The sequence below is a fragment of the Chryseobacterium oryctis genome (assembly GCF_025971925.1).
GTDB classification, from domain to species: Bacteria; Bacteroidota; Bacteroidia; order Flavobacteriales; family Weeksellaceae; genus Chryseobacterium; species Chryseobacterium oryctis.
The window spans coordinates 39,510-64,729 of the sequence record NZ_JAPDHV010000007.1; the positions used below are offsets into that span (position 1 = coordinate 39,510).

Sequence of the window (25,220 nt, forward strand, 5' to 3'; positions counted from 1 at the left end):
AAAACCGCCATTTTTATGACGGTTTTTCTATCTTAATTATAAATTTAATCTCTATTCTTTACCATTACCCATCCGGAATATTTAATTTGGGTATTCTTTTTATCATTTTCATTCCATGATATAGAATACCAGTATGTTCCTGTCGGAATTTTCTTTCCTGCCATGGTTCCGTCCCATTTGTATCCGCGGAATTTATCCACGTGGAAAACTTTATTTCCATATCTGTCAAAAATATCAAACACAAGATTCTGCTTATTTCCTAAAGCTGAATAATCAATAATATCATTTACCCCATCTCCATTTGGCGTAATGACATTAGTAAGATTTGGCACAACAATGTTTACATTAATAGGCTCACAATCATAAGCGTCTTTTACATAAACGATATGATCTCCTCTTGAAACATTATTAAACACATTAGAATCTTGCCAGTTTACATTATCCATAGAATATTTGTACGGCGCAGTACCACCAATTACATTTACAGTCACGGTGTTAGTTGAAATATCAATGCTTGAAATAACAGGTTGTTCAGAAGGATTCACTTTCACGGTTTGTGTAACGACACAATCTCCTGTTTTCAGTTTCACCCAATAGATTCCAACCCCAACATTGTCGATAGATTGAGTCGTTGCTCCTGTACTCCACTGATATCCATTAAATCCTGGCCCTGCATCCAATGTAGTTTTGTCTTCAATACAAATCGTTTTGTCTTTTAATACAGAAGAATAAACTGAAGGTATCACATTTAAAGTTACTTTGGCTATAGCATAACATCCGTTTCCGTTGATTACTTTTATATACGCTACACCATTTGGTGCAATATAATTCGCTGGTGCCAATATTTCGTTTGTTCCATTAATCGCATCGGCTAATGATGGATAATATTTTTTCGTCATTCCTATTTGCGAATTCACTAAAGCCGTCGTAAGATTGAAAGAAGCTGTTGAAGGATTATTTTCTATAGAACAAGACCTTAAAATAGCCTCAGTTACAGTAACAACAGGATGAAAATTGAGAGTAATAACCGCAGTTCCTACGCATCCGTATTGAGATGTTATTTTCACATATGTTGCTCCTTCCGCAGAAACATATGATGTTGGCGTCAAAATCTCATTAGTTCCCGCATTAAGGTCACCTAATGAAGGGTAATATTTTTTAGTTGCCGTAGGGTCTGCAAAAACAGCCGCCGTTGTAAGATCAAATGTTGCAGTTCCTGCATTGTTATTATTACAACCATACATCGTTACATTAGTTCCTGTAATCGTTCCTTGCTTAAATTTAAAAGCACCTACCTGTCTACAAGAATTAATAGGATTATTCGGGTTTGCCGGATCCTGATAATGTATGCTATAATAATATGTTGCAGTTGTACTTACTGTCTGTGGAGTTAAAATAGGATTAGCTCCAGAAAGCGCATCATTTTGAGAGGTATGATAACTTATCACAAAATTCGGATTTCCATTCAAAATACCTGTTGATAAGCTATTAAAATCAAAAATTGTAGGATTGTTACACACAATTATTTCTCTCGGATCTGCAGGATTAGCCGCCGGATTTCCTGGAGGACTAAAAGGATGTGGCTGGATTGCAGGATCTGTGAATGGCGATGCCAATGTTGCCGTCCCTCCCCAAGTTAAAGAGAACGGAGCGGTTGTAGTACTTCCTGCTCCCACCCAATTATCTATGTACAAATAATAAGTTTGTCCTGGCAAAACATCCAGATATTTACAATAAGGAGTCAAAGAGCCACCTGCCGCATTGGTAATTGTGCTCGTCAGATTTAATCCTGTAGAAGCACCAACCCCGATGACTGTTGCTGCATTACAACGTATTGGGGCTCCCAAACTTCCGCAGGTAACATTCGGACCGTAAATTGCCCAATCATAATCTGCACCCGGATCCGTAGGAACCAAATCAAAAGTCAGTGTTCCACCAGTAGCGATAGTAATTTTATACCATATTGAGTTATGCTCACCCGTTGATAAGCACCCACCTAAGCTTTCATTTACAGCACCAATTCCTGTAGGAGAATAGGTAATACTAGAGTTTCCACAAACAGACAATGCAGATGTACAATCTGCCTGTGAAAAAAATGTTTGCGAAAGAAGTAATAGGAAAAACAGTAAAGATTTTTTCATATATTTTTCTCAAAGGTTATTAAAGTTTATGGTGTATAATGAATATCAAATATAAACATTTTTCAATAAAAAACAATAATACCCAGAAAAAGCAATGAATTAAAGCGTAAAATATAAAAATTATTAAAAATTCAAAAACAAAACAACGAAAACTATTTAATACTTATAATATTTCCACATAGATTTTCTAAATGAAAAATTTTATGAAAAGGGCTTTTCACCTCACGCAAATGTTCTTTATTTTGTATAAAAGTGTACCGTGATGCAATAGAGTTCATATCCGAAACAATAACCAGCCAACATTCGTCAACAGAGCTGTCATAGTAAGGAAATTTTTCATTTTTCTTTTCAATTAATTCCAGAATTTTCTCCGAACACAACTCATCAAAAAGATTCATATTATACTCATGGGTAATAAAAACATTTCTACGATGGAAAGATTTTCGCAAACTTTTCACACAACCAATGGCTTTTCTTTTTTTGATGCTTTTGTAAATATTCAGGATAATTTCTTCATGATTTTCCAAAGTATCTAACTTAATATTGGGGTAGAATTCTAAAAAATAAACACCACGATATTTCGTAGTGTCTTCTTGCTCTAATAGTATTTCTGCCTGACGGAAAATTTTATTCAAATTGCTTTCAACCTTTTTCATTTCAAGGTGATTGATAACTTCAGTTAATTCAATTCCTATTTTTTTATCGTTGAATTTTGCAATAAAATCGGGGCTCTCACAAGTTAAATTCTCAAACTTAACTTCCGGAAAATGGTGCATAAAAGAATTCAGCAATAAAATCTCTGCCTTTTTCTTGTATTTATCACGATCATGGAGCGGAGATTCATCTATTGTACGATAATACTTCTCTATCGGCTTTTTTTTCAAATGTCGATTCAGATAGTATAAACTCAGATTCTTGATTAAATCTTCATCAGAAAATGCTTTTTTCATAATATGAAGTTTTTGATTATCAAAAATTTACACCTTAAAGTTAGTTAAAAAAACTATTCAAAGAATGCTTTTTAAGTTAATTTATCATATAATTAATGTAGAGTTTATTTCTGTAAATTTATACCTTTACCCCCTCAAATTTTAAACTACATTTTATGGATTTTAAAAACTTTAAAATACCGTATAGTATTAATCCTCAATACTCTAAAAAAGTTGCTTATTTTTCAATGGAATTCGCTATTGAGCAGGTTCTAAAAATATATTCGGGAGGTTTAGGCTTTTTAGCAGGTTCTCATATGAGAAGTGCTTACAACCTTAAACAAGATCTTATCGGAATCGGTATTCTTTGGAAATTCGGCTATTATGACCAGGCAAGAAATCACGACCAGACTTTACAGCCGACATGGACTAAAAAAATGTACAGCTTTCTTGAAGATACAGACATAAAATTCCAAATTGAAATCCACAGCGCACCTGTTTGGGTAAAGGTATGGTATCTTGATCCCGAGATTTTCAATACAGCACCCATGTTTTTCCTTTCTACAGATGTTCCTGAGAACGATCATCTTTCAAAAACAATCTGTCATAAGCTATACGACGCCAACGAATCTACAAAATTAGCACAGTACATCTTATTAGGAAAAGGAGGAGCAAAATTATTGGATGAAATGAATATTGAAAGAGACATTTATCATCTGAACGAGGCTCATGGACTACCTGCCGCTTTCCATTTGCTAAAAAAATATAATGGAGATTTAAACCAAGTAAAAGAGAAACTGGTTTTTACCACTCATACACCTGAAGAAGCCGGAAATGAAAAACATAATTTAAAATTATGCTACGATATGTCTTATTTTTCGGGATTCAGCATGGAAGATGTTAAAAACATTGAAGGAGCAGACGACGACCGTTTCAATCACTCGCTTTGTGCTCTGAAAATGGCTAAAATCGCCAACGGAGTTTCTCAGCTTCATGGTGAAGTTTCAAGAGCGATGTGGAGTAAATATCCCGGAATCTGCGAAATAAAATCAATCACCAATGCTCAAGAATTTAAATATTGGGCAGACAAACCACTTTACAATGCTAAAGATGAAAATAATGAAACGTTGTTTGATTATCGCAAAAAGCATTTGAAAAAGAGACTTTTCAAAATCGTAGCCGACCAAACAGGAAATTTATTCAATCCTAATATTTTCACCATTGTTTGGGCAAGAAGATTTGCAGGTTACAAACGTGCAGATTTTTTACTGCAAGACAAAGAAAGATTCTACCGATTATTAAACAATCCTAAATATCCCGTACAAATTATTTGGGCAGGAAAACCTTATCCAATGGATTATTCTGCGATTTCTACATTCAATACATTGGTTGAAGAAAGTAAAAATCATAAAAATATGGCTGTGCTTACAGGCTATGAACTTTCATTAAGCAAATCATTAAAACAAGGTTCAGATTTATGGCTAAATAACCCAAGAGTTCCGAGAGAAGCTTCAGGAACTTCAGGAATGACGGCTTCTATGAACGGTTCGGTAAACCTTTCAACAGACGACGGATGGATTCCTGAATTTGCAAAACACGGAGAAAATTCATTCGTTGTTCCCAAAGCAGATTATATGAATATGAGTGTTTACGAGCAAGACAACTATGATTTAAACAAATTATATGAAATCTTAGAAAATGAAATTCTTCCAACATATTACGACAATCCTGATAAATGGAGAAAAATTCAGTATAACGCAATGGTTGACGTAAAAGATCAATTCAACAGCGACAGAATGGCTGACGAATACTATACAACGCTTTATAGCTATTAAATTAAAAAATCCGTGAAAAATTTTCACGGATTTTTTATTTTGATTAGTATAAATCTTTTCTTTTTATATTCTCACCCAAAACATTTTATTTTATGCAAGATAAAAACTTTAAGGTTTTGGCAATGCAACTCCTATTTCATAGACTTTAGCATGTTTTAGATATTTGGACCGTTCTCTGGAAGTCACCGATTCAAAATGATCATTTTTAATCACAATAATAGGATCTTCTACATTCTCAATCTCAAAATTAGCAAAATATCTTTCTTCGAAACTAGCTTTGTCTTGATTGGCTTTTATTTTCTGTAATTCATCAGCATATTGCCTAAACCCAGGATCTGAAGAGTGAATAAATTTATACTCATTACCTGCATCTACAAAATAATGCAGCTTTTTCTCTAAAAGTCCTGCTTCATTGGTAATCTGAGGATTATCATTTCCATCCTTAAACCCCACTTCTACAAGTGTACCACCTTTTGCTTTGGCACAGTCTTCAGCATCTTTAAAGCCGGAAAAACCCGTATAAACAATCTGATTATTTAATTCATAACGATTCAACTTCTGATTATATGCATTTGTTTCCATAATTATATTTTATTTGATTATCACAATATTATGATCAATTTTTTTGCCAAATATTAATAAAAACAGAACAAACACATGTAAATATTCAATCTTTTCTCTGAGGAAAAAAAGATTCTTTCTCAATTGAGGGAAAAGGAAAGAATCTTTAGGTTGTGTTTTTAGAATCTTGCGGAATATTAATTATTTTTTCATCTATAAAGCCGTGTAAGTAATAAATATCGTTGAACCAGGCGCCTCTTTGTACTGCTCATTTGCGCCTCGAGAAAGTGCACTCTTCACTTCAATTGTTGCATTGGCAGATAAAATCACAGTTTTAGTAATATTAGATGTACCAGTAGCGCCGTTCCACCTTGAACCAATAAGGCTTACTGTATTACCTCCTGCTGTCAATTGTAAAGCAACTCCCAAACGACCATCAGCTCCTCCTCCCTCATTTAGCACAGGAATTTCAGAAAAGTTGCCCCAAACCTCAATAGTATAAATACCAGCTTTTACAGCTTTAAAAGTAGTATTATTCACTCTTACAATATATTCATTATTAATTTTGTCTGTACTCTGAATAGCCAATGGTCTGAATGTATTATCTGCGTTTCTGGTTATGGTCTGCGTACTGGTAGCATATAATGCTAACGATGGTAATGTGATATTAAACTTTTTCAAAACTCCATCACTTGTAATTCCCAAATACCTATCATTATCTCCCAAATTACCTGAAGTCACAGACCTAAATCTTGCATTTCCATCAACGTCCAATTTATTTTGAGGATCAGTCACTCCTACACCTAAATTTCCAGAAATAAGTCCACCTCCCTGAACATCTAGTTTTGCAGCCGGAGTACTTGTTCCAACTCCTAGCCTCCCTGAAATGAGTCCTGTTCCCTGAACATCAAGCCTTTCTGCCGGAGTGCTTGTTCCAAGTCCCACCCTGTTATTTGCAGCATCTACAGAAAATGTAATACCATCAACAGAAAATCCATTAACAGCGTTTGATCTAAATGCTAATGTATTATCACCTTGTGTAACTATACGATCTCCTGAAAGAGTTCCATTAGAATTATAAAGGTTAGTATCTTTATCAGTAATTGTTCCTGCATTTAATTTTACCCATACACTTCCGTTAAAATAATAATACCCTACAGAATCTATGTTAGCCGCCGTTCCCGCTTGTGTACCTGATGCTATACCATTTATGTAAATTAAAGTAGATGTAGCCACATCAGTCATTGACTGCGCTCTTTCTCTATTCACTCTCGGTACAAGTAAACCTTCCGGTGTTGAAGATGTACCTGTAGGATTTTTCGCTACAATATCAAAACTTGCTTTCGGAGTTGACGTATTCACTCCAATTTGAGAAAACAACGGCGTACATACCCATAGACATCCCATGAGAAAAATTTTCTTCATCATTTATTTTTTTAGAATCTTAAAATTATTTGTGTTTTTGTAATAATTGATTATAATTTAGTGACGATTAGATAACCATAATTATCACTCCCTGCAGGTAAATTCATCCTACATGATTCTGTATTGTAACTATCCCCACCTGCATAATTAATAAACAATGCCACTTTTTCGTTCACTGAAGTACTCTGATAAGCTACCACCATTTTTTGGGGATTTGCGTAAGCATAACTGGAAGAAGTAATTCCTCCTGAAGCATTTCTCCTAGCAATAACATAGTCTCTAAAAATGGTATTAGTAGAATAAGTAGAACTTCCACTAGCAGCTGTTGCAAATAGTGTATTTAAAGCTATCTGCCCTGTATCTCCCACTGTTGTTGGTAAGCCACTACAAAAAGCAGTCTGATACATTTCAAAAAGATAAACACCTGGCTCTGGTACAGTTAAATAACTTACGTTATTTACAGATTGTCCGTTTACTGTAGCCGAAGTATCTGTTCCAAAACTAAATCCTACTGTATTTCCCTTAATATCAGAATTATTTTCAAAAGGGATATTAGTATAAGAATTGGTATTAGAAAGAGTAAAATCTCCAAATGATGTACTTCTTTTGAAATAAAAATATTTTGTACTTGTAAACTGAGCCTTGGCTGCCCCTGCGCCATCTACCGCAAATAAGCTATATGGAGCAGATAAAACCGGTAAATCCTCATGTTTCACATCTGCTTTCACATGTAATAAATCTGTTGCATTAGACGTTCCTATATTAATTCCTACATTACCATTATCATGTAGTTTCATCATTTCCAAATCTGTAGAATTATTAATCTCTAATGCTTTTGTTGTTGGGGAACTCGTTTTTGAAATAACATCTAATAGTGCAGAAGGTGAATCTGTATTTATCCCGACTTGACCGAAAGCCTTACCGTAAACTAGAATAAAACATATCAATATTTTCGTTTTCATAATTTTTATTATTATAATTTTGAAATATTCATCGTTACTTTATTAGACAGTCCCGGAGGTGTTGCAAAAGAACATACATTAGTGGTAAATGTATCCCCAAATCCATAGTTAACAAAAAGAGCTATTTTTTCATTAGCTGTTGTTGTTTCAAAAATCAAATATACCGTATGCGGAAGTGCAAAATTATAAGGATCTGTAATCACAGAACCAGTACTATTTCTTCTTGGCAAACCATTATAACGAACTACCGCCTGCCTTGTGTAACTAGTACTACCCGCATTAGCTTTAAACAAAGCCGTACCAATACCAAGCATATTACCTGAAGCAGTTGTTGGCTCTCCTGTACAAGATGTATAATAGTTTAAATTTATCTTATAAACCCCTGGTTCCGGAAAGGAAATGTATCTCACATTCGTAGGAGGAGTAGTAACATTTGTACCGTCTACCGATAAAGAAACCGTTGCGTCTGTTCCAAAAACTGCTGCAATAGTATTTGTCACAGATTGTGTTGCTGTGAGCGGAATATTAGTATAAACGCCAGTGTTTGATAATGAAAATGCAGTAGTAGTTGTTGTTGATGCCAGTTGCATATAAAGATATTTAGTAGGTTCCGGGGTATAAGTTCCAACAGTCCCATCCGATTTTATAGCAAGAGGAGATACACTACCCGTAACTGAGGGAAGATCTTCATATCTTACACTTCCCTTTGTATGAAGTTTTGCCGTAGGATTAGCAACATTAATTCCTACATTCCCATTATCAAGAACAGTAAGCATTTCTGTTCCGCCTGAATTATTAATTTCAAGAGCCTTGGTCGCGCTTGTATTTCCTTTTGACTTAATATCCAAAGTTGCCGATGGATTAGTTTCATTTATACCTACTTGAGCATATATAAGTGCGGTAAGTAATACATTAAAGAAAAATAATAAACGTTTTCTCATTTTAGTTTAGTTTTAGTGTTAAAAAGGAGCAAATAATATATTCTCTCCTAGTCATAAAATCATAATAACCTAATTTAAATTACTAAAGCATTAAAGTTTTGTCTGAAATCTATTTTGTATGGTTAACAAATAGTATTAAGAAAAAATTGGGGGAGTCTTTTATACATTCAAAGTTCTCTGTTAGTAGTTTTTATTTTATATACAAATCTATCGTATAACTAAATCAAACAGCACTGCATTCACACTGCATTTACACTGCAATAAATCAAACAGATTGATTTTCAAATCAAAAACACCTATTTCCAATACTCCTATTTATACTTTATCTGAAACTTTTTTACTTGCTTACCAACAATCTTCTAAAATTTTGACAAAGTACTTCAATTAGTATATTTTTCATCCCCAATTCAACAACTAACTCATTATCATCTTTTTCCACTTTGCTATCGTATTTCTACTGAGTTTAAAATGGCTAGCCAATTGAGTATTATTTAATTTATTTTTTATCTGATATTCTAATATTTCCTGAATAGCCGAACGATTGTAAGCCTTATTTTTTTGATTAAAAGCAATACACTCTCTGTCTCCCGAATCAAATATTAATGAATTGAGTTTAATAATATCTAAAGCAGACAATTGCTTCTTCAAAAGAAAAGATTGACATTTTTCCTTTTTATCAGGATGCTTTTTTATAATGATATCGTTATATATACGTCTGTAATCCGGACGACTCATTTCTTGTATTTGCTTGTCCATTTATACAAAGTAGTTTTTGGGATTTTATATTCATTTATGATTTGTTGTTTAGTCTTTTCTCCACTTTCAATCAATTCTAAAATAAAATCAATCAATTCTTTAGTATAAATATTCTTTCTGAATTGAGGTGAATTCTGCTTCTGATCAGAAGCAGAATTTTTAGAATGACCTTGCGGAGAATATAAAATCAGATGCTGAGAATATATCCTAAAAAAATCATATCCAAGCAGTTTACTCCAACGCAGAAGCGAATTGGTATCAATGCTTTCTGCACGGTATATATTTTCTACATCTTCTATTTCACATTTAAAGAATTTGCATATACGGTCTATATCTACCCCATATTCTTTAACTCGCTGATGAATCTCTGAGCCTATATGAATGTATTTAAATTGCATAATAGTGGTTACTTTGTGTTTTTTTATTTTTACTTTTTATTTTTTTATTTATTGTGCTGTAGACAACTGCATTAGTGAAAAGTTTCTACTTTCTGTTAAAGATGCAGGTGCTCCAATTCGTACTTCTGTAGTTGGTTTATTTAATGCACCCCAATTCATAGTAAGATACACTTTATCACCAGCATTAAGAGGCACAATACAACTTACATTAATTGGTGTAAACCCTATGGATGATGTGTCATTATCAAAATTAGCCCTATTACCACATATTATACTTGAAATTGCCGTCCCGTTTTTAGTAACATTTAAATTGATCCCAGTAAACGCTCCATTCCCTGTAACAGCTCCTCCACTTCTGAAATAAGAATAACCTTCAATTTTGTATATTCCAGACTCTAAGATATTCCAATAATCACCTGAATCATTCCAATTTGCAGACCCTCCTTGATTTACTATAATATCCGAAGATGAAAATGGAATAATTTGAGGAATACTATTATTAAAATCTGTAAATGAACTTCCTGTAATAGTTATCAAATCTGAAGCACTCAATGCAGCTATAGTAGGAGTTGCTTTATTTATTAAAATTGCCACTTCCCATGTAGCTCCACTCGTAGTTCCTTTGCTGATAAGCATTGTATATCCTCCCGGAGTAACCGTCACACTTGAAACACCTGCTCCTGACTGATTATCTATAAGCTCAGAGCCGTTAGCTTTAATAGAAAGATTAGCTGTTCCTATATTTTTTATGTAGTAAACCCTACCTTTTATATTTCCCGCTGCCGGATATGCTGCCGCTGCTGCAGGTAAAGTAAATGTTCCTGCCGAAGAACCGTCAAATGCCGTATAAAAATCATTACTCCCAAGTGTTGTGGAAGTTGATACATTTTTATACTGCCCTGCAATAGAACCACTTACAGTAAGAGTACTACCAGGTAAAGTTGTATTAATACCTACATTTCCTGTTTGGGCACAGCAAAACCCTGATAATGTGAGCAATGCTGAAATTAACAAATTTTTCATGATTGAATTATTTTAAAGTTGGGATAAAACGCTTAAAAATGATATAGCCCAATATTACAATGAGCTATATCTGCTATTGATACTTCAGATCAATTAACTTTTTTTCTTCTTTAGTTCTTCTATTTCCTTTTTCAGCTCTGCAATTTGTTGTTGCTGTTCTTTTACTGCATTTACCAATATTTTAGTAAGAGCACTTTCGTCAAGTTCTCGTTTATCTTTCAAACCGCTTTTTTGAGTATCATCAATAATACTAACCATATATGGAGCAGCTTTTTCCACATCCTGAGCTATGAAACCAACATATTCTTTATTCAGGTCTTCATAACCAGATTTTTCATTGTATTTGTAGGTTACAGGAGTAAGTTTATTGATAACATTCAAACCATCTTTAAACTCTACAATGTCTTTCTTCACTCTTCTGTCTGAGAATGTACCCCAGCTTCCACCTCCTGGTTTGTCAGCAGAACCATTTACGGAAAGTAAAGATGTAGGAGACTGCGTTCCAATTCCAAAATTACCGGCAGAAGTTATCGTCACTCTTGTTGTGTTATTAGTAAAAAAGTACATAGGCACGGCAGTTTTGCCACCTATATGTATAGAAGTCAAATTACCAAATGCTGCCCACTGAGCTGCACTACCGTTATCAACAAACATATCGAAATAAGCATCCCCTCCCATTGTTCTTATATTTCCTCTTGTCGGACTTCCAACCCTTAGGTTTCCATAAGAACTAGTATCAAAAGAGATACTATTATCCCCGTTAACAAATGACAGCGTTCTACCTGCCATATTCACAGTCCTATTAGAAGTAAGCGTTCCATCAGCATTATATATATTTTTCATTGCTGAAGATAAATCTACAGTACTACCTGTAACTCCATTTACCGTAGTTGATAGTAAAGAGCCATTCAAAGTATTGCTTACAGAATTTACCAAAGTTACATCCGGTGTTGCCGTAACTCCATTTACGGAAGAACGCAAAGTATTGGTTGTTGGTTTAGTCAGTGCATTAGAAGTAATTATTGAAGCAGTAGGAGCAATACCATTAACATTAGAAGTCAGTGTATTACCTGAAGTAGATAATGTATGTGTAGTTCCGGCTGTAATAGCAGGTTTCAAATCTACCGCACTTCCTGCAACTCCATTTACAGATGTTGACAAAGAAGAACCACTCAATGTATTACTTACAGAGCTTACCAAAGTTACATCCGGTGATGCTGTAACTCCATTTACAGAGGAGCGTAAAGTATTAGTCGCAGGTTTAGTAAGCGCATTAGAGGTAATTATTGAAGCCGTAGGGGCAATTCCATTTACATTCGATGTTAATGTATTCCCAGACGTAGATAGTGTATGAGTAGTTGCAGCTGTAACAACAGGTTTCAAATCCAACGAGCTACTAGAAACTCCATTTACAGAACTTGTAAGATTCGTACCTGATAATGACAACGTATTCGTATTTATTGCTGGGGCAGTAGATGCTATCCCATTTACTGTAGAAGTTATAGTGTTCCCAGAAGTACTTAATACGTTAGTCGTAGTAGCTGTAGCCGCTCCTCCTTTACTCAGCACCCATTTAGTTCCGTCATTGTAATATAAAGCAGGTTGTACATCATTCACTGTTGCAGTATTATACACTATCATCCCGGCTACATGAGCAGATAATGGAGATGGCGAAGTAGTAGAGGTAAGTGCCATTCTTGGAGTCAAAAAGCCTTTATTGGTAGAAACCACATCCAATACAGCGTCAGAATTAGGTGCAGGAGTATTAATACCTACACTTCCACTTTGGGCAGAATAAACTCCATACAAAATTAGCCCTAAAAGGGTAGTAAATTTTTTCATTTGTGTTTTTTTAATCCTTAGTTAATATTCAATTTCACTTCAATTTTGTTTTCATATACTCAAACCAATTTGAGCACTTTAACAATAAAAACTAGTGAGCAAAACTAATGCTTTAACAGAAAAACTTACATACTGCATTTATACTGCATTAACACAAACAATTGACTATCAAGAAAATAAAATAATTAAAGACACATATAGAATCATAAATTTCACTTCAAAAAAAAGAATTGTGTTATTAATGTGTCAATACCCATTTATTAAAATCTATCTCCGTTGAAAGACCTAACTTTCTTCTTAACCTATATTTTTTTGATTCAACAGTACGAATAGAAATACAATCATATTCCGCAATTTCTTTATTAGAAAAATTAAGCTTTATATAAGCACAGAGTTTAATGTCATTTGGGGTAAGCTCCGGATACTTTGAGGTAATATTTTTATAAAATTCAGGATAAGTTTCTTTAAACCTGGTAATAAAAGCAGGATCTGCATTTACTGCAAGTCGTATCACTTCTTCATAAGCTTTATTAAGCTTTTTTCTTAAAATCTCCGCCTCCTGTTCCTTCTGATTAATAACCAAGTCTTTCTGTTTTTGCCTTTTTAAATACATTTTTGCAATAAATAAAATAGCCATACCACTCCCTAAAACGACAATAAAAATGAAGATGTAAAAGTCTTTTGTATCCTTATTTTCACTTTTTGTGTTACGCTCATTTAGAAATTTTTCAATAGGAACATTCAAAATGCTTCTTTCAACCTGAATAATGCTATCATTTAATTCAGAATATTTTGTCAGGTATTCATTTTGATGCTGCACATCATTTAGCTTTTTATATGCTTGGGAAATTAGTTTATAAGTTTCAAGACTTCTTTTCTTCTGCCCCATTCTTTGTGAAATCTTCAAGGACTCAAAAAGATATTCAAGAGCTTTTTGACATTCTTTCTTTTCAATGAACAGTTCTCCATAAGCCCTCAAAACATTAGCTTTACCTTCGGCGGGAGCTTTTTTTGCCAATACAAGTTCATTAGCTTTATTTATATAGTACTCTGCAGAATCTATATTTTGAGGTAAATGTCTTTTAGCAATTGTTATATAAAGCATTGGTCTTGGTGCTTTCATACACTTGCGCTCATTACTGATTACAGAATCCATCTTATTGAGAAAAGCAAAGCTGGATCTTTTCCAGTCATATACCTCATACATTCGCCTATCCCTTTCTTCTTTTTCTTTAATTTTGTAGGCAAATTCTAAAGATTTGTCAAAACTCTTAATTGCCTGCTGATGCAATCCTAGTGAATGATAATTAATACCATATAAAAAAAACAATCGGGATTTTAAAAGATTATCGGTAGATTTTAGAAGTTTTTTCTCTGCAATGTCAAGAAAATAAAAACTATCTTTATTTCTATCCAATGCCTTTAATGCTTGTGCAAGATTGAGATAACCATTAAGCTCCCCTTTAAAATAATTTATCTTTTGAGAATATTTAATCAGTTTTTTTTCCTGCAAAACAATCCCCTTAATATCACCAACATTTGCTAATCTTTTGTGCTCTTTCTTTTGTAAACTGTCTATTTCAGATATAGAAAAGCCTACCTGCGCACTGGTTAGTGAAAAATAGAAAAAAAACAAGAGACCAAAAAGATCTTTTATATTTTTCAAAGTCATCATTTTAATCATCATTTATATTTTTTACAAATTTAAATTTTTGCGACTAAAAAACAATCGTCTAATTTAAAAAAAATAAATATTATAAATCAATATTTAAATATTGATAAAAAATTACCCCATAATATCAAAATACAGTGAATAAATTACAAATAAAACATCAATTTTCTATCACACTTTATAAAACTCGTCAGATCGTAATTTAAAAACATTTCAATTATTTTATATCTTTGATAACCTATTAAAATGAAAATGAAAAAAATCTTTTTAGCTCTAGCTGCTGCTGTTGCATTTCAAAATTTTTCGGCACAGGAAATTACTTTAGATAAAATATATTCAGGATATTACCGTGGAAAAGGTATCGCTGGAATAACATCTATGAAAAATGGTGAAAATTACCTCGTTATCGAACAAGGCGGAATTGCAAAGTATTCTTACAAAACATCTCAAAAAGAAGGAAATATCGTAGATGGGAACTTTGAAAGTTACGAATTCTCCGATGATGAATCTAAAATTCTTTTGTTAAAGGAAAGTCAACCCATTTATAGACATTCTTTTTTAGGAAATTTTGATGTAAAAGATTTAAAATCAGGAAAAGTTATCAGCTTAAATAATGGAAAGCCCGTTCAAGAACCAAGATTTTCTCCTGATGCAACAAAAGTCGCTTTTGTTTTCGAAAATAATTTATTTTTCCAGGACGTAGATTCAGGAAAAATTACACAAATAACAAATGATGGCAAGAAAAACTCTATCCTCAACGGATTGGCAGATTGGGTATATGAAGAAGAATTCGGACATGCAAGATTATATGAATGGACAAAAAATTCTGATGCTATTGTTTTTGTAAAATCAAATGAAGCCGAAGTTCCTGAAGTTTATATCCCTATTTATGGGAAATCACTATATCCGCAGGAAATGCGATTTAAATATCCAAAGGCAGGAGAAAAAAATTCAGTAGTTTCAGCACAATTATACCGTATTGATTCAGGAAAAACAACTCAGCTAAATTTAAGCTCATTTAAAAATTATTATATTCCGAATGTTATCCAGACTGCAAAACCTGATGAAATTGTTTTAATAACTTCTGAAAGAATTCAAAATGCATCTGATGTTTTAAAAGTAAATACAAAAACAGGAACCGTACAAAAACTATTTACAGAAACAGACGAAAAATGGGTAGATACAGACAGCCCTACTCTTGAATTTTTAGAGGACGACTCATTCCTTTGGGGTTCTGAAAGAGATGGCTATAGACACCTATATTGGTATGAGAAAGATGGAAAATTAAAAAAACAGGTAACAAAAGGAAATTGGGAAGTAACTGATTATTATGGATTTAATCCTAAATCTAAAGAAATTTATGTTCAGACAACTGAAAAAGGAAGTATCAACAAAGTAATTTCTAAAATCAATATTGAAAACGGCAAATCTCAGTTAATTTCAAATACAGAAGGAAATAACTCTGCCAACTTCAGCAAAAATTACAATTATTTCATTGAAACTTCCTCTACAGCATCCCAACCTTATACTTTTGTTTTAAAAGATGGGAACGGAAAAGTTGTGAAAGAACTTCAAAACAATAATGAACAGCTTCAAAAATTAAAAGCAGATAATTTTGTTGAGAAAGAATTCATCACAATTCCAAATGAAGCAGGAGACCTGATGAATGCATGGGTAATGAAGCCTAAAAACTTTGATAAAAACAAAAAATATCCGTTGTTTATGTTCCAATATTCAGGGCCGGGTTCTCAACAGGTTTCAAATTCTTGGGACAACGGAAACACACTATGGTTCAATCATTTGGTACAAAAAGGATATATTGTAGCTTGTGTAGACGGACGCGGAACCGGTTATAAAGGAGCTAAATTCAAGAAAGTAACTTATATGAATTTAGGAAAATATGAGATTGAAGACCAAATTGCAGCCGCAAAATGGTTCGGAAACCAATCTTATATCGACAAAACAAGAATTGGAATGTTCGGATGGAGTTTTGGAGGTTACATGACGAGTTTAGCCTTAACAAAAGGAGCTGATGTTTTCAAAGCTGGAATTGCAGTAGCACCAGTTACCAATTGGAGATATTACGACACTGTTTACACCGAAAGATTTATGAGAACACCTCAGGAAAACCCAGATGGATACGATAAAAACTCTCCAACTGAATACGCTAAACTATTAAAAGGTAATTTTTTATTGATCCACGGAACAGCTGATGACAACGTACATTTCCAAAATTCAATGGAATTTTCAGAAGCTTTAATTCAAAACAAAAAACAATTTGAATTCATGGCTTATCCTGACAAAAACCACGGAATTTATGGTGGACAAACAAGACCTCAATTGTATCAGAAAATGACAAACTTTATTTTAGAGAATTTATAATCTTATTAGCTATAAACAATTTAATTTCTTAATACCACAATCCCTTTCAAACTTTTGGAAGGGATTCTTGCATTAATACAATTTATCGTTACGAGAAAGGTTCATTTATTTTATCAATTAAAATTAAAAACCTATTTTTGGGAAATTTGAAATTTGAAAATATGAAGACTAAACATCCTAAAGGATTGCCTTTCCTCTTCTTCACTGAAATGTGGGAGCGTTTTGGGTATTATTTAATTCTCGGAATTTTTGTTTTATATGTTATTGAACCAACTGGTCTTAAAGGAGGTCTTGGACTTCCCGACAAAACCGCAGACGACATTTTCGGAACTTATATCGCTCTGACATATCTTACTCCCTTCATCGGAGGTTTTTTAGCTGACAGAGTTTTAGGGTACATCAAATCTATTTATTTGGGTGGTATTTTGATGGCAGCCGGATATATTGGAATGGGTATTTTTAAAGATTTGACTTTATTTTATTCTTCATTAGCATTAATTATCATTGGAAATGGATTCTTTAAACCCACCATTTCTACTCTTTTAGGAAATCTTTATTCGGAAGAACCTTATAAAGCAAATAAAGATTCTGGTTACAATATCTTCTATATGGGAATCAATATTGGGGCATTTATTTGCAATATTATTGCTGCTTTTATGAGAAATAAATTCGGTTGGGGTGAAGCATTCATTACTGCGGGAGTCGGAATGTTAATCGGTCTTGTTATTTTTACCATCGGTAGAAAGCATTATATTCATGCAGCTCAAATGAAACCTGTACAGGAAGGTGACACAAAACTTTCTGAAATTTTAATTAAAGTTTTCTTACCTGCAATTATTGCCGGAGCAATCGGCTGGGTGATTCCAGGAAATATTTTTGGAAGTGATAATACGGACGCATTTATTTTTGCATGTGTCCCTGTCATTTATTTTTATGCTTCACTTTATTTCAAAGCAAAACCAGAAGAAAAGGCTTCAATCGGAGCTTTATTATCCGTATTCTTAATCAGTATGTTCTTTTGGGCAGTATTTAAACAAAACGGAACAGCCTTAACAAGATGGGCAAATTATTATACAGACAGAAGTGTTCCTGCTTCAATGGAAAAACCATTAGAAAGTATTTATATGGTTGACGGAAAAAGCTATGAAACAAAAGAAGTCCCTGTTTACGACAATCAATTCCAATCTCAAAAAGATAAAGAAGGAAATACAATCAAAGAACAAGGAAAAGATGTTTATTTTAAAAATATTTCTGAAGGACAGCGCACCGAATTGGAAAAAAATCCAGAAAATAAAGTTTATTTATACAATACGGAGCTATTCCAATCTATTAATCCGTTTTGGGTAATTGCCCTAACTCCTGTTGTTGTCGGTTTTTGGGCGTTATTAAGAAGAAAAGGAAAAGAACCTTTAACGCCTACAAAAATTGTTTTAGGTTTATTTATTTCAGGTTTATCATGTTTGGTAATGGTTTTAGCAGTTTGGGCTGGAGATAACGGTGCGGTAAAAGTTTCACCTTGGTGGCTGGTTGCAAGTTATGGAGTGATCACTGTCGGAGAATTATGTCTTTCACCAATGGGATTATCTTTCGTTTCCAAACTTTCTCCTGCAAGAATTACAGCATTAATGATGGGAGGCTTTTTCTTAGCAAACTCAGTAGGAAACAAACTTTCTGGGATTTTGGCAAGTACATGGTACAGCTACGACAATAAAATGAATTATTTCCTAGTAAATTTCGCTTTATTAATATTTGCTACACTTTTAGGGCTTTCAATGTTAAAAAGATTAAACAAAATCATGAAAGAAAAAGGTCATTAAACCTTATTTATGATAAATAATACCAAGCTACAGGATAATTCTGTAGCTTTTTTATTTAAATATAAAATTAAAACCTTGCCGAAAACACAAAAAAAACTATATTTGTCAGTCTTAACAAAAATTAACAATAAAATATGGATACAGTTCAGCAAAAAGGACATCCGAAAGGATTATGGGTTCTTTTCGGAACCGAAATGTGGGAGCGTTTCAATTTTTACGGAATGAGAGCGTTATTAACGCTTTTTATGGTAAATTCCTTATTAATAAAAGAAGCTGATGCAGCAATCATCTATGGTGGATTTTTAGCTTTATGTTATCTCACTCCTCTTCTGGGAGGTTTCATTGCTGATAAATATATTGGTAACAGAAATGCCATTTTAATTGGAGGCTCATTAATGGCAATCGGTCAGTTCTTGCTTTTCATCAGTGCTTCGACTTTTTCAGGAAGCTTAGACAGTGCGAAAATGTTTATGTGGCTTGCTCTTTTCATCATTATATTCGGAAATGGATTCTTCAAACCGAATATTTCTTCAATGGTGGGGAGCCTTTATCCGAAACAGGAAAAATCAAAACTAGATTCAGCCTTCACGATTTTCTATATGGGAATCAACATCGGAGCGTTCTTAGGACAATTTATTTGTCCATATGTGGGAGACGTAAAAGACGCAACAACGGGAGTGAGAGATATTTTCGCTTTCAAATGGGGATTCTTAGCAGCTTCTATTGCAATGGTAATTGGAACAATCACTTTCTTTATCCTTAAAAATAAATATGTTGTAACACCAGAAGGAAGACCTATCGGAGGATTGCCTAAAAATAATACAAGTGCAGATTTTGAGGAAGGAGAAACACAAACAGCAAAATTTTCTGGAGTAGCATTGGGCATTACAGGAGGTATTTTTATTGTTTTATTCTTTGCTTTCAGATACCTACTTGTGGGTGAATTTGGATTCAAAGCTGTTGAAATGGGACAATTAATCAAAGGAATTATTTATCCTTTCATTTATGCTGCGGGTATTTCCTTAGCCTTCCTTATTATGTCGTCTGCAGAAAACAAAGTTGAAAAACAAAGAATCTGGGTTATTTACATTGTATCATTCTTTATTATTTTCTTCTGGGCAGCTTTTGAGCAGGCTGGTTCTTCATTAACGTTTATTGCAGATAACCAAACTGACAGAAGCATCTTCGGATGGAATATGCCTCCTTCAATGGTTCAGATTTTCAACGGTATTTTCGTTGTATTATTGGCGGTTCCTTTCAGTTTATGTTGGGATAAATTAAGAGCAAAAGGAAAAGAACCGGTTTCTCCAATGAAACAGGCAATGGGCTTAGCGTTAATTGCTTTAAGTTATTTCATTATCGCACACAACGTAAAAGATCTTGGAAATTCAGGATTATTAGCGATTAAATGGCTAATGTTATTATACTTTATCCAAACTTGTGGTGAACTTTGTTTATCTCCAATCGGATTATCGTTGGTAGGAAAATTAGCACCAAAAAGATTTGCTTCATTATTGTATGGCGTATTCTTTATTTCTAATGCTGCTGGTTATGCATTGGCTGGTTCATTAGGAGCTTTGATTCCGGCTACAGGTGATAAATTCAAAAAAGCGGAGGAAATTGGAGTAAATCTTCAAGATGTATTAGATAAAAAAGTAACTCTAAATGCTGATCAAATTGCAGCTTTTGAAAAAGCTCAGCTACCTTTAGCAAACCCTACTTTTGTAGGCTTTGAAATCCATAACTTATTCGAATTCTTTATGGTATTCGTAGTTCTTTGTGGTATTGCAGCTGTTATTTTGGCTTTAATATCACCTATCTTAAAGAAAATGATGCATGGTGTAAACTAATTTGCATCAACAAAATACAATTAAACCTCTGTTAAGTCGGAGGTTTTTTTTATTTTCGTAAGTTATTTATTAAAATTTTCAATAAAATTTCTTAATTACAACTTAATCATATATAATTATGAGTTTAACTTTAGATGAAATACAAAATTTCAAAGGAAAATACCCAAAACAAATCTGGAGTCTTTTTTTCTCTGAAATGTGGGAACGTTTTTGTTTCTACGGAATGCGAGGAATGCTAGTTTTCTTCATGATTTCTCAACTTAACTTCCATGAAAAAGAAGCCAATCTTCAATACGGTGCAACACAAGCTTTTGTTTATGCTTTCACTTTTGTAGGGGGACTCTTTGCCGATAAAATCTTAGGATTCAGAAAATCCTTATTTTGGGGCGGACTTTTAATGATTGTAGGAAGTTTGATTTTGGCAACAGATCCTCACAAATTTTTCTTTTTAGGAATTGCATTTACAGTTGTAGGAACAGGTTTCTTCAAACCCAATATTTCATCTATGGTTGGCCAACTTTACAAACCTAATGATTCAAGAGCTGATGCTGGTTTTTCATTATTTTATGCCGGAATTAACCTTGGAGCTTTATTAGGTGGATATTTATGTATCGCCATCGGAAAAGGAGAACTTTTCGCTGACTACATCCCAGAAGAATTAAGATGGCATCTTGCTTTTGGTTTTGCAGCTATAGTAATGGTAATTAGTTTGATTAACTTTGTTTTTACTCAAAAAAGTTTAGGCTCTATCGGTCTTCAGCCAGGCCATCCGGATAATGAAGTAAAATCTGCACCAATTCCGAAATGGCAGGAATACGGAGTATATTTTTTATCATTAATTTTCGTTCCAATCATTATGACAATGGTTGCGAAAACAGAGTATACAGATTATTTCATGTGGATTATAGGTCCATTGACTTTAATCTATCTTTTCTATGAAATGACAAAAGTTACTCCGGCTGAACGTAAAAAACTTTGGGCTGCTTTAGTTTTCATTTTATTCTCCATTATATTCTGGGGAATTTACGAGCAAAGTGGAGGCTCATTAAGCATTTTTGCTGCTAAAAACCTGAATAAAGACCTTTTAGGTTTAGACCCAAATGGTGTTAATAATTCAGGAGGAGCATTTTTTATTATCTTCTTAGCTCCATTACTTGGATTACTTTGGATTTGGCTAAACAAAAGAAAAATTGAACCAAACACCATCATTAAATTTGGATTAGGGTTTATTTTTCTTGGTCTGGGTTATTACATTTTATTTGCAACAAGGCTTTTTGCAAATCTTCAGGGTATAACTTCATTAAACTTCTTTACTATTGCATTGTTGGTTATTACTTTAGGAGAATTATGCCTCTCTCCTATCGGGTTATCAATTATGACTAAATTGTCGACAAAAAACCTTCAGGGAATGATGATGGGAATGTGGTTTTTGGCTTCAGCTTACGGTCAATATGTTGCAGGAATTATCGGGGCAGGTTTAGCTACCGCAAAAGAAGATTCTACCAATTATGACGCTCTTATTACCTATACTGACGGATACAAACAATTGGGATTATACGCAGTAATTGCTGGTGTGGTATTAATTTTGATATCACCGTATGTGAAAAAATTAATGCAAGATGTAAAATAAAGATAAGTTATTAGGCTTATTTTTACTAAATATTTAAAAATTATGAAGAAAATTATAAGCATAATATTCTTATTTTGTTTTGTTGTCAGTTTTGCACAGGTAAAGTGGATGACCATTGATGAAGCATTGAAAGCTCAAAAAGAAAATCCGAAAAAAATCCTTATTGATTTTTATGCAGACTGGTGCGGACCATGCAAAACAATGGACAAAAATACATACGGAAATCCCGTAATTGCTGAAATTTTGAACGAAAACTACTACCCCGTAAAATTCAATGCTGAAGAAAAAAATGATATGGAAATATTCGGGAGAAAATTTTCAAATCCCAATACAGCTCAAAGAAAAGGAAGAAATTCACTGCATGAATTTACACAATACATGAATGTAGCAGCCGTTCCGAGCACTGTATTTTTAGATGAAAACGGAGGTCCTATTACCATTCTTCAAGGAGAATTGTCTGCCAAAGAATTGGAACCTTATTTAGGATTAATTTCAAACGAGCTATATAAGAAAATCCGTACCCGTGAACAATGGGAAGATTATCAGAAAAAATTCAAATCAAAAATAAAAGATTAAAACAAAAAAAGACTTTCAAAACCGGAAGTCTTTTTTAATTTCTATTTTTTCACGAAATTCGTATTTCTTTAATGACTCTAGAAACATCCATAGAATACGTCAAGGGCATTGGTCCCGAAAGAGCCAAACTCATCAAAAATGTGTTGGGAATTTCTACAGTGGAGGATTTTTTAAACTTCTACCCTATTCGCTATTTAGATAAAAGTAAAGTTCATAAAATCTCTCAGCTTAAAGATATTAATACTGATGTTCAATTAAAAGGAAAAATCACAAATATTCAGGAAGTACAGACTGGGAAAACAAAAAGACTTTCAGCCAAATTCAATGATGATACAGGCTCGATGGAATTGGTTTGGTTTCAGTATTCAAAATGGTTGAAAGAGCAACTTCCCATCAACAAAGAAATTTATATTTTCGGAAAAATAAATGTATTCAACAATCAATATTCAATGCCGCATCCTGAAATTGAAGTTGAAGAAAAAAAAGAGACAGAAAACCGTTTAAGACCAATTTATCCAAGTTCAGAAAAACTTACCAAAAGAGGTTTAAATCAAAAATTCTTTCAAAATATTTTAAGAAATATCTGCAAAGAGATTCCGAATCTTATTGAAGAAAATTTACCTGAATATTTAATAAAATCATTTAAATTTTTATCCCGACAACATACATTTTTAAATATTCATTTTCCGAAAAATTTAGATTTTTTTGAAAAAGCAAATTATAGGTTAAAATTTGAAGAATCTTTTTTCTTCCAGCTAGGATTCGGTTTAAAAAAACTCCATCACAAAACCAAATCTCATGGAAATCCGTTTCCGATAATTGGAGATTATTTCAATAATTTTTATGAAAATCATCTTCCGTTTGATTTAACGAATGCTCAAAAACGGGTTTTAAAAGAAATTCGTTTAGATATGAAGAAACCAATTCAGATGAATCGTCTTCTTCAAGGTGATGTTGGTTCCGGAAAAACAATGGTTGCCTTGCTTACAATGCTGATTGCAATGGATAACGGATTTCAGAGCTGTATGATGGCTCCCACCGAAATTCTCGCTCAACAGCATTATAACGGAATCAAAGATTTATTAAAAGATACAGGAATTAATATTCGTCTTTTAACCGGCTCAACAAAGGCTTCTGAGAGAAAAATTATCCATGAAGAACTTGAAAACGGAAGTTTATCAATTCTTGTAGGAACTCATGCTGTTTTGGAAGATAAAGTAAAATTTAAAAACCTTGGTTTGGCAATTATTGACGAACAACACAGATTTGGAGTTGCACAAAGAGCCAAACTTTGGGCTAAGAATAAAGTTCCGCCACATATTTTGGTCATGACTGCCACTCCTATTCCGAGAACGTTGGCAATGAGTTTTTATTCCGATTTGGACGTATCTGTAATTGATGAAATGCCTGTTGGAAGAAAACCCATCATCACCGCTCACAGACGAGAAAAAGACCGACTTTTTGTATATAATTTTTGCAGGGATGAGATAAAAAAAGGCAGACAGGTCTATTTTGTATATCCTTTAATTGAGGAGTCTGAAACTTTAGACTACAAAAATCTGATGGAAGGATTGGAGCATGTAATGCAATATTTTTCAAGCTATAATGTCAGTATGCTTCATGGAAGAATGAAACCCGACGAAAAAGATGCTGCAATGAATTATTTTGCATCCAGAAAAGCCGAAATAATGGTAGCAACAACGGTAATTGAAGTTGGAGTAAATGTTCCGAATGCTTCCGTAATGGTAATTGAAAGCGCAGAAAGATTCGGATTATCACAACTGCATCAGTTGCGTGGACGTGTTGGTAGAGGTGCAGAACAAAGTTATTGTATATTAATGACTTCCGATAAATTATCCACAGAAAGCAGAACCAGAATAAAAACAATGACGGAAACCAATGATGGCTTCAAAATTTCTGAAGTAGATATGCAACTTCGTGGTCCTGGTGATATTTTGGGAACGCAGCAAAGTGGTGTAATAGATTTTAAAAGGTTAGATTTAGTTAATGATTCGGAAATCATAAAAAACACAAAAAAAATAGTCGAAAAAATTCTTGAAACAGACCCTCTATTGAGCAGAACTGAAAATCAGATTATCAAGAATTATTACCTGAAATACTACAAAGGAAAAAATAAGTGGAGTAAAATATCATAAAAAAACCGCGAAAAGAAAAAATCTTAACGCGGCCCCCTTATAAAACTGTTATCTAGAAGAAATTATTCTCTACAATACTTAAACAATTATTTTAATAACGTGACAGCTTAATATTTTGTGATATGGTGAAAATATTTACTTTACTACTTGAAATGATGATTTTGCTACCACGCTATTAAAATAATTAAAAACAAAATGAATTAATTTTCCAACTTCTCTATTATAAAAACTAACTGATGGTTTGTTGAAGGACACTTTAAAATGAAACGATTAAGGTTATCCTTCAATTACTCCCAAGTTTTCATGATTGTACCGTTTTATTAA

At 33.3% G+C, this 25,220-nt stretch carries 18 protein-coding genes; 7 read left to right on the forward strand and 11 right to left on the reverse strand.

The window, feature by feature from the left end; translation table 11 throughout:
* Nucleotides 1-44 precede the first annotated feature (44 nt).
* Both OH806_RS14145 and OH806_RS14150 read right to left on the reverse strand, forming a co-directional pair.
* Nucleotides 45-2,141 carry a gliding motility-associated C-terminal domain-containing protein gene (locus tag OH806_RS14145; RefSeq protein ID WP_264744322.1) on the reverse strand — a complete coding sequence of 699 codons (2,097 nt, stop codon included), beginning with the start codon at nucleotides 2,139-2,141 and terminating at the stop codon, nucleotides 45-47.
* A 152-nt stretch (nucleotides 2,142-2,293) separates the two neighbouring features.
* Nucleotides 2,294-3,091 carry a hypothetical protein gene (locus OH806_RS14150; protein WP_264744323.1) on the reverse strand — a complete coding sequence of 266 codons (798 nt, stop codon included), beginning with the start codon at nucleotides 3,089-3,091 and terminating at the stop codon, nucleotides 2,294-2,296.
* Nucleotides 3,092-3,246: 155 nt separating this feature from the next.
* Here OH806_RS14150 and glgP point away from each other — a divergent pair, with 155 nt between their 5' ends.
* Entirely contained in the window at nucleotides 3,247-4,905 is a 1,659-nt protein-coding gene (glgP, locus tag OH806_RS14155) for an alpha-glucan family phosphorylase (RefSeq protein ID WP_264744324.1), read from the forward strand.
* Between the two features lie 108 nt (nucleotides 4,906-5,013).
* On the opposite strand, the gene OH806_RS14160 is transcribed toward glgP, so the two are convergent.
* The 9 genes from OH806_RS14160 to OH806_RS14200 all read right to left on the reverse strand — a co-directional run bounded on the left by OH806_RS14160 (nucleotide 5,014) and on the right by OH806_RS14200 (nucleotide 14,479).
* Nucleotides 5,014-5,487: a hypothetical protein gene (locus OH806_RS14160; protein WP_264744325.1), complete on the reverse strand. Its 474-nt coding sequence runs from the start codon at nucleotides 5,485-5,487 to the stop codon at nucleotides 5,014-5,016.
* Between the two features lie 192 nt (nucleotides 5,488-5,679).
* Nucleotides 5,680-6,891: a hypothetical protein gene (locus OH806_RS14165; protein WP_264744326.1), complete on the reverse strand. Its 1,212-nt coding sequence runs from the start codon at nucleotides 6,889-6,891 to the stop codon at nucleotides 5,680-5,682.
* Nucleotides 6,892-6,941: 50 nt separating this feature from the next.
* Complete coding sequence (locus OH806_RS14170; protein WP_264744327.1) at nucleotides 6,942-7,853, reverse strand: hypothetical protein; 912 nt, start codon at nucleotides 7,851-7,853, stop codon at nucleotides 6,942-6,944.
* Nucleotides 7,854-7,864: 11 nt separating this feature from the next.
* Nucleotides 7,865-8,794 (reverse strand): hypothetical protein, encoded by a 930-nt coding sequence (locus OH806_RS14175; RefSeq protein ID WP_264744328.1) that lies wholly within the window; start codon nucleotides 8,792-8,794, stop codon nucleotides 7,865-7,867.
* 414 nt (nucleotides 8,795-9,208) lie between these two features.
* Nucleotides 9,209-9,550: a helix-turn-helix domain-containing protein gene (locus tag OH806_RS14180; protein WP_264744329.1), complete on the reverse strand. Its 342-nt coding sequence runs from the start codon at nucleotides 9,548-9,550 to the stop codon at nucleotides 9,209-9,211.
* Nucleotides 9,526-9,948 carry a helix-turn-helix domain-containing protein gene (locus OH806_RS14185; RefSeq protein ID WP_264744330.1) on the reverse strand — a complete coding sequence of 141 codons (423 nt, stop codon included), beginning with the start codon at nucleotides 9,946-9,948 and terminating at the stop codon, nucleotides 9,526-9,528. Before OH806_RS14185 ends, OH806_RS14180 begins: the two co-directional genes overlap by 25 nt.
* 48 nt (nucleotides 9,949-9,996) lie before the next feature.
* Nucleotides 9,997-10,971, reverse strand: coding sequence for a hypothetical protein (locus OH806_RS14190; RefSeq protein WP_264744331.1), 975 nt, complete (start codon nucleotides 10,969-10,971; stop codon nucleotides 9,997-9,999).
* A gap of 93 nt (nucleotides 10,972-11,064) precedes the next feature.
* A complete protein-coding gene (locus tag OH806_RS14195; RefSeq protein WP_264744332.1) occupies nucleotides 11,065-12,813 on the reverse strand; it encodes a tail fiber domain-containing protein in 1,749 nt (582 codons plus the stop codon).
* Nucleotides 12,814-13,051: 238 nt separating this feature from the next.
* The gene (locus OH806_RS14200; RefSeq protein ID WP_264744333.1) at nucleotides 13,052-14,479 is read right to left on the reverse strand and encodes a helix-turn-helix transcriptional regulator; all 1,428 of its coding nucleotides are present in this window, start codon (nucleotides 14,477-14,479) and stop codon (nucleotides 13,052-13,054) included.
* Between the two features lie 258 nt (nucleotides 14,480-14,737).
* Here OH806_RS14200 and OH806_RS14205 point away from each other — a divergent pair, with 258 nt between their 5' ends.
* The 6 genes from OH806_RS14205 (at nucleotide 14,738) to recG (ending at nucleotide 24,896) form a co-directional block, all read left to right on the forward strand.
* Nucleotides 14,738-16,867 carry a S9 family peptidase gene (locus tag OH806_RS14205; RefSeq protein WP_264744334.1) on the forward strand — a complete coding sequence of 710 codons (2,130 nt, stop codon included), beginning with the start codon at nucleotides 14,738-14,740 and terminating at the stop codon, nucleotides 16,865-16,867.
* Between the two features lie 161 nt (nucleotides 16,868-17,028).
* Nucleotides 17,029-18,684: a peptide MFS transporter gene (locus OH806_RS14210; RefSeq protein ID WP_264744335.1), complete on the forward strand. Its 1,656-nt coding sequence runs from the start codon at nucleotides 17,029-17,031 to the stop codon at nucleotides 18,682-18,684.
* A 134-nt stretch (nucleotides 18,685-18,818) separates the two neighbouring features.
* Nucleotides 18,819-20,534: a peptide MFS transporter gene (locus OH806_RS14215; protein WP_264744336.1), complete on the forward strand. Its 1,716-nt coding sequence runs from the start codon at nucleotides 18,819-18,821 to the stop codon at nucleotides 20,532-20,534.
* A 118-nt stretch (nucleotides 20,535-20,652) separates the two neighbouring features.
* Nucleotides 20,653-22,164, forward strand: a complete 1,512-nt coding sequence (locus OH806_RS14220; protein ID WP_264744337.1) for a peptide MFS transporter — start codon at nucleotides 20,653-20,655, stop codon at nucleotides 22,162-22,164.
* A 42-nt stretch (nucleotides 22,165-22,206) separates the two neighbouring features.
* Nucleotides 22,207-22,740 carry a thioredoxin family protein gene (locus OH806_RS14225; RefSeq protein ID WP_264744338.1) on the forward strand — a complete coding sequence of 178 codons (534 nt, stop codon included), beginning with the start codon at nucleotides 22,207-22,209 and terminating at the stop codon, nucleotides 22,738-22,740.
* 71 nt (nucleotides 22,741-22,811) lie between these two features.
* Nucleotides 22,812-24,896, forward strand: a complete 2,085-nt coding sequence (gene recG / locus OH806_RS14230) for an ATP-dependent DNA helicase RecG (RefSeq protein ID WP_264744339.1) — start codon at nucleotides 22,812-22,814, stop codon at nucleotides 24,894-24,896.
* Nucleotides 24,897-25,220: the final 324 nt, after the last annotated feature.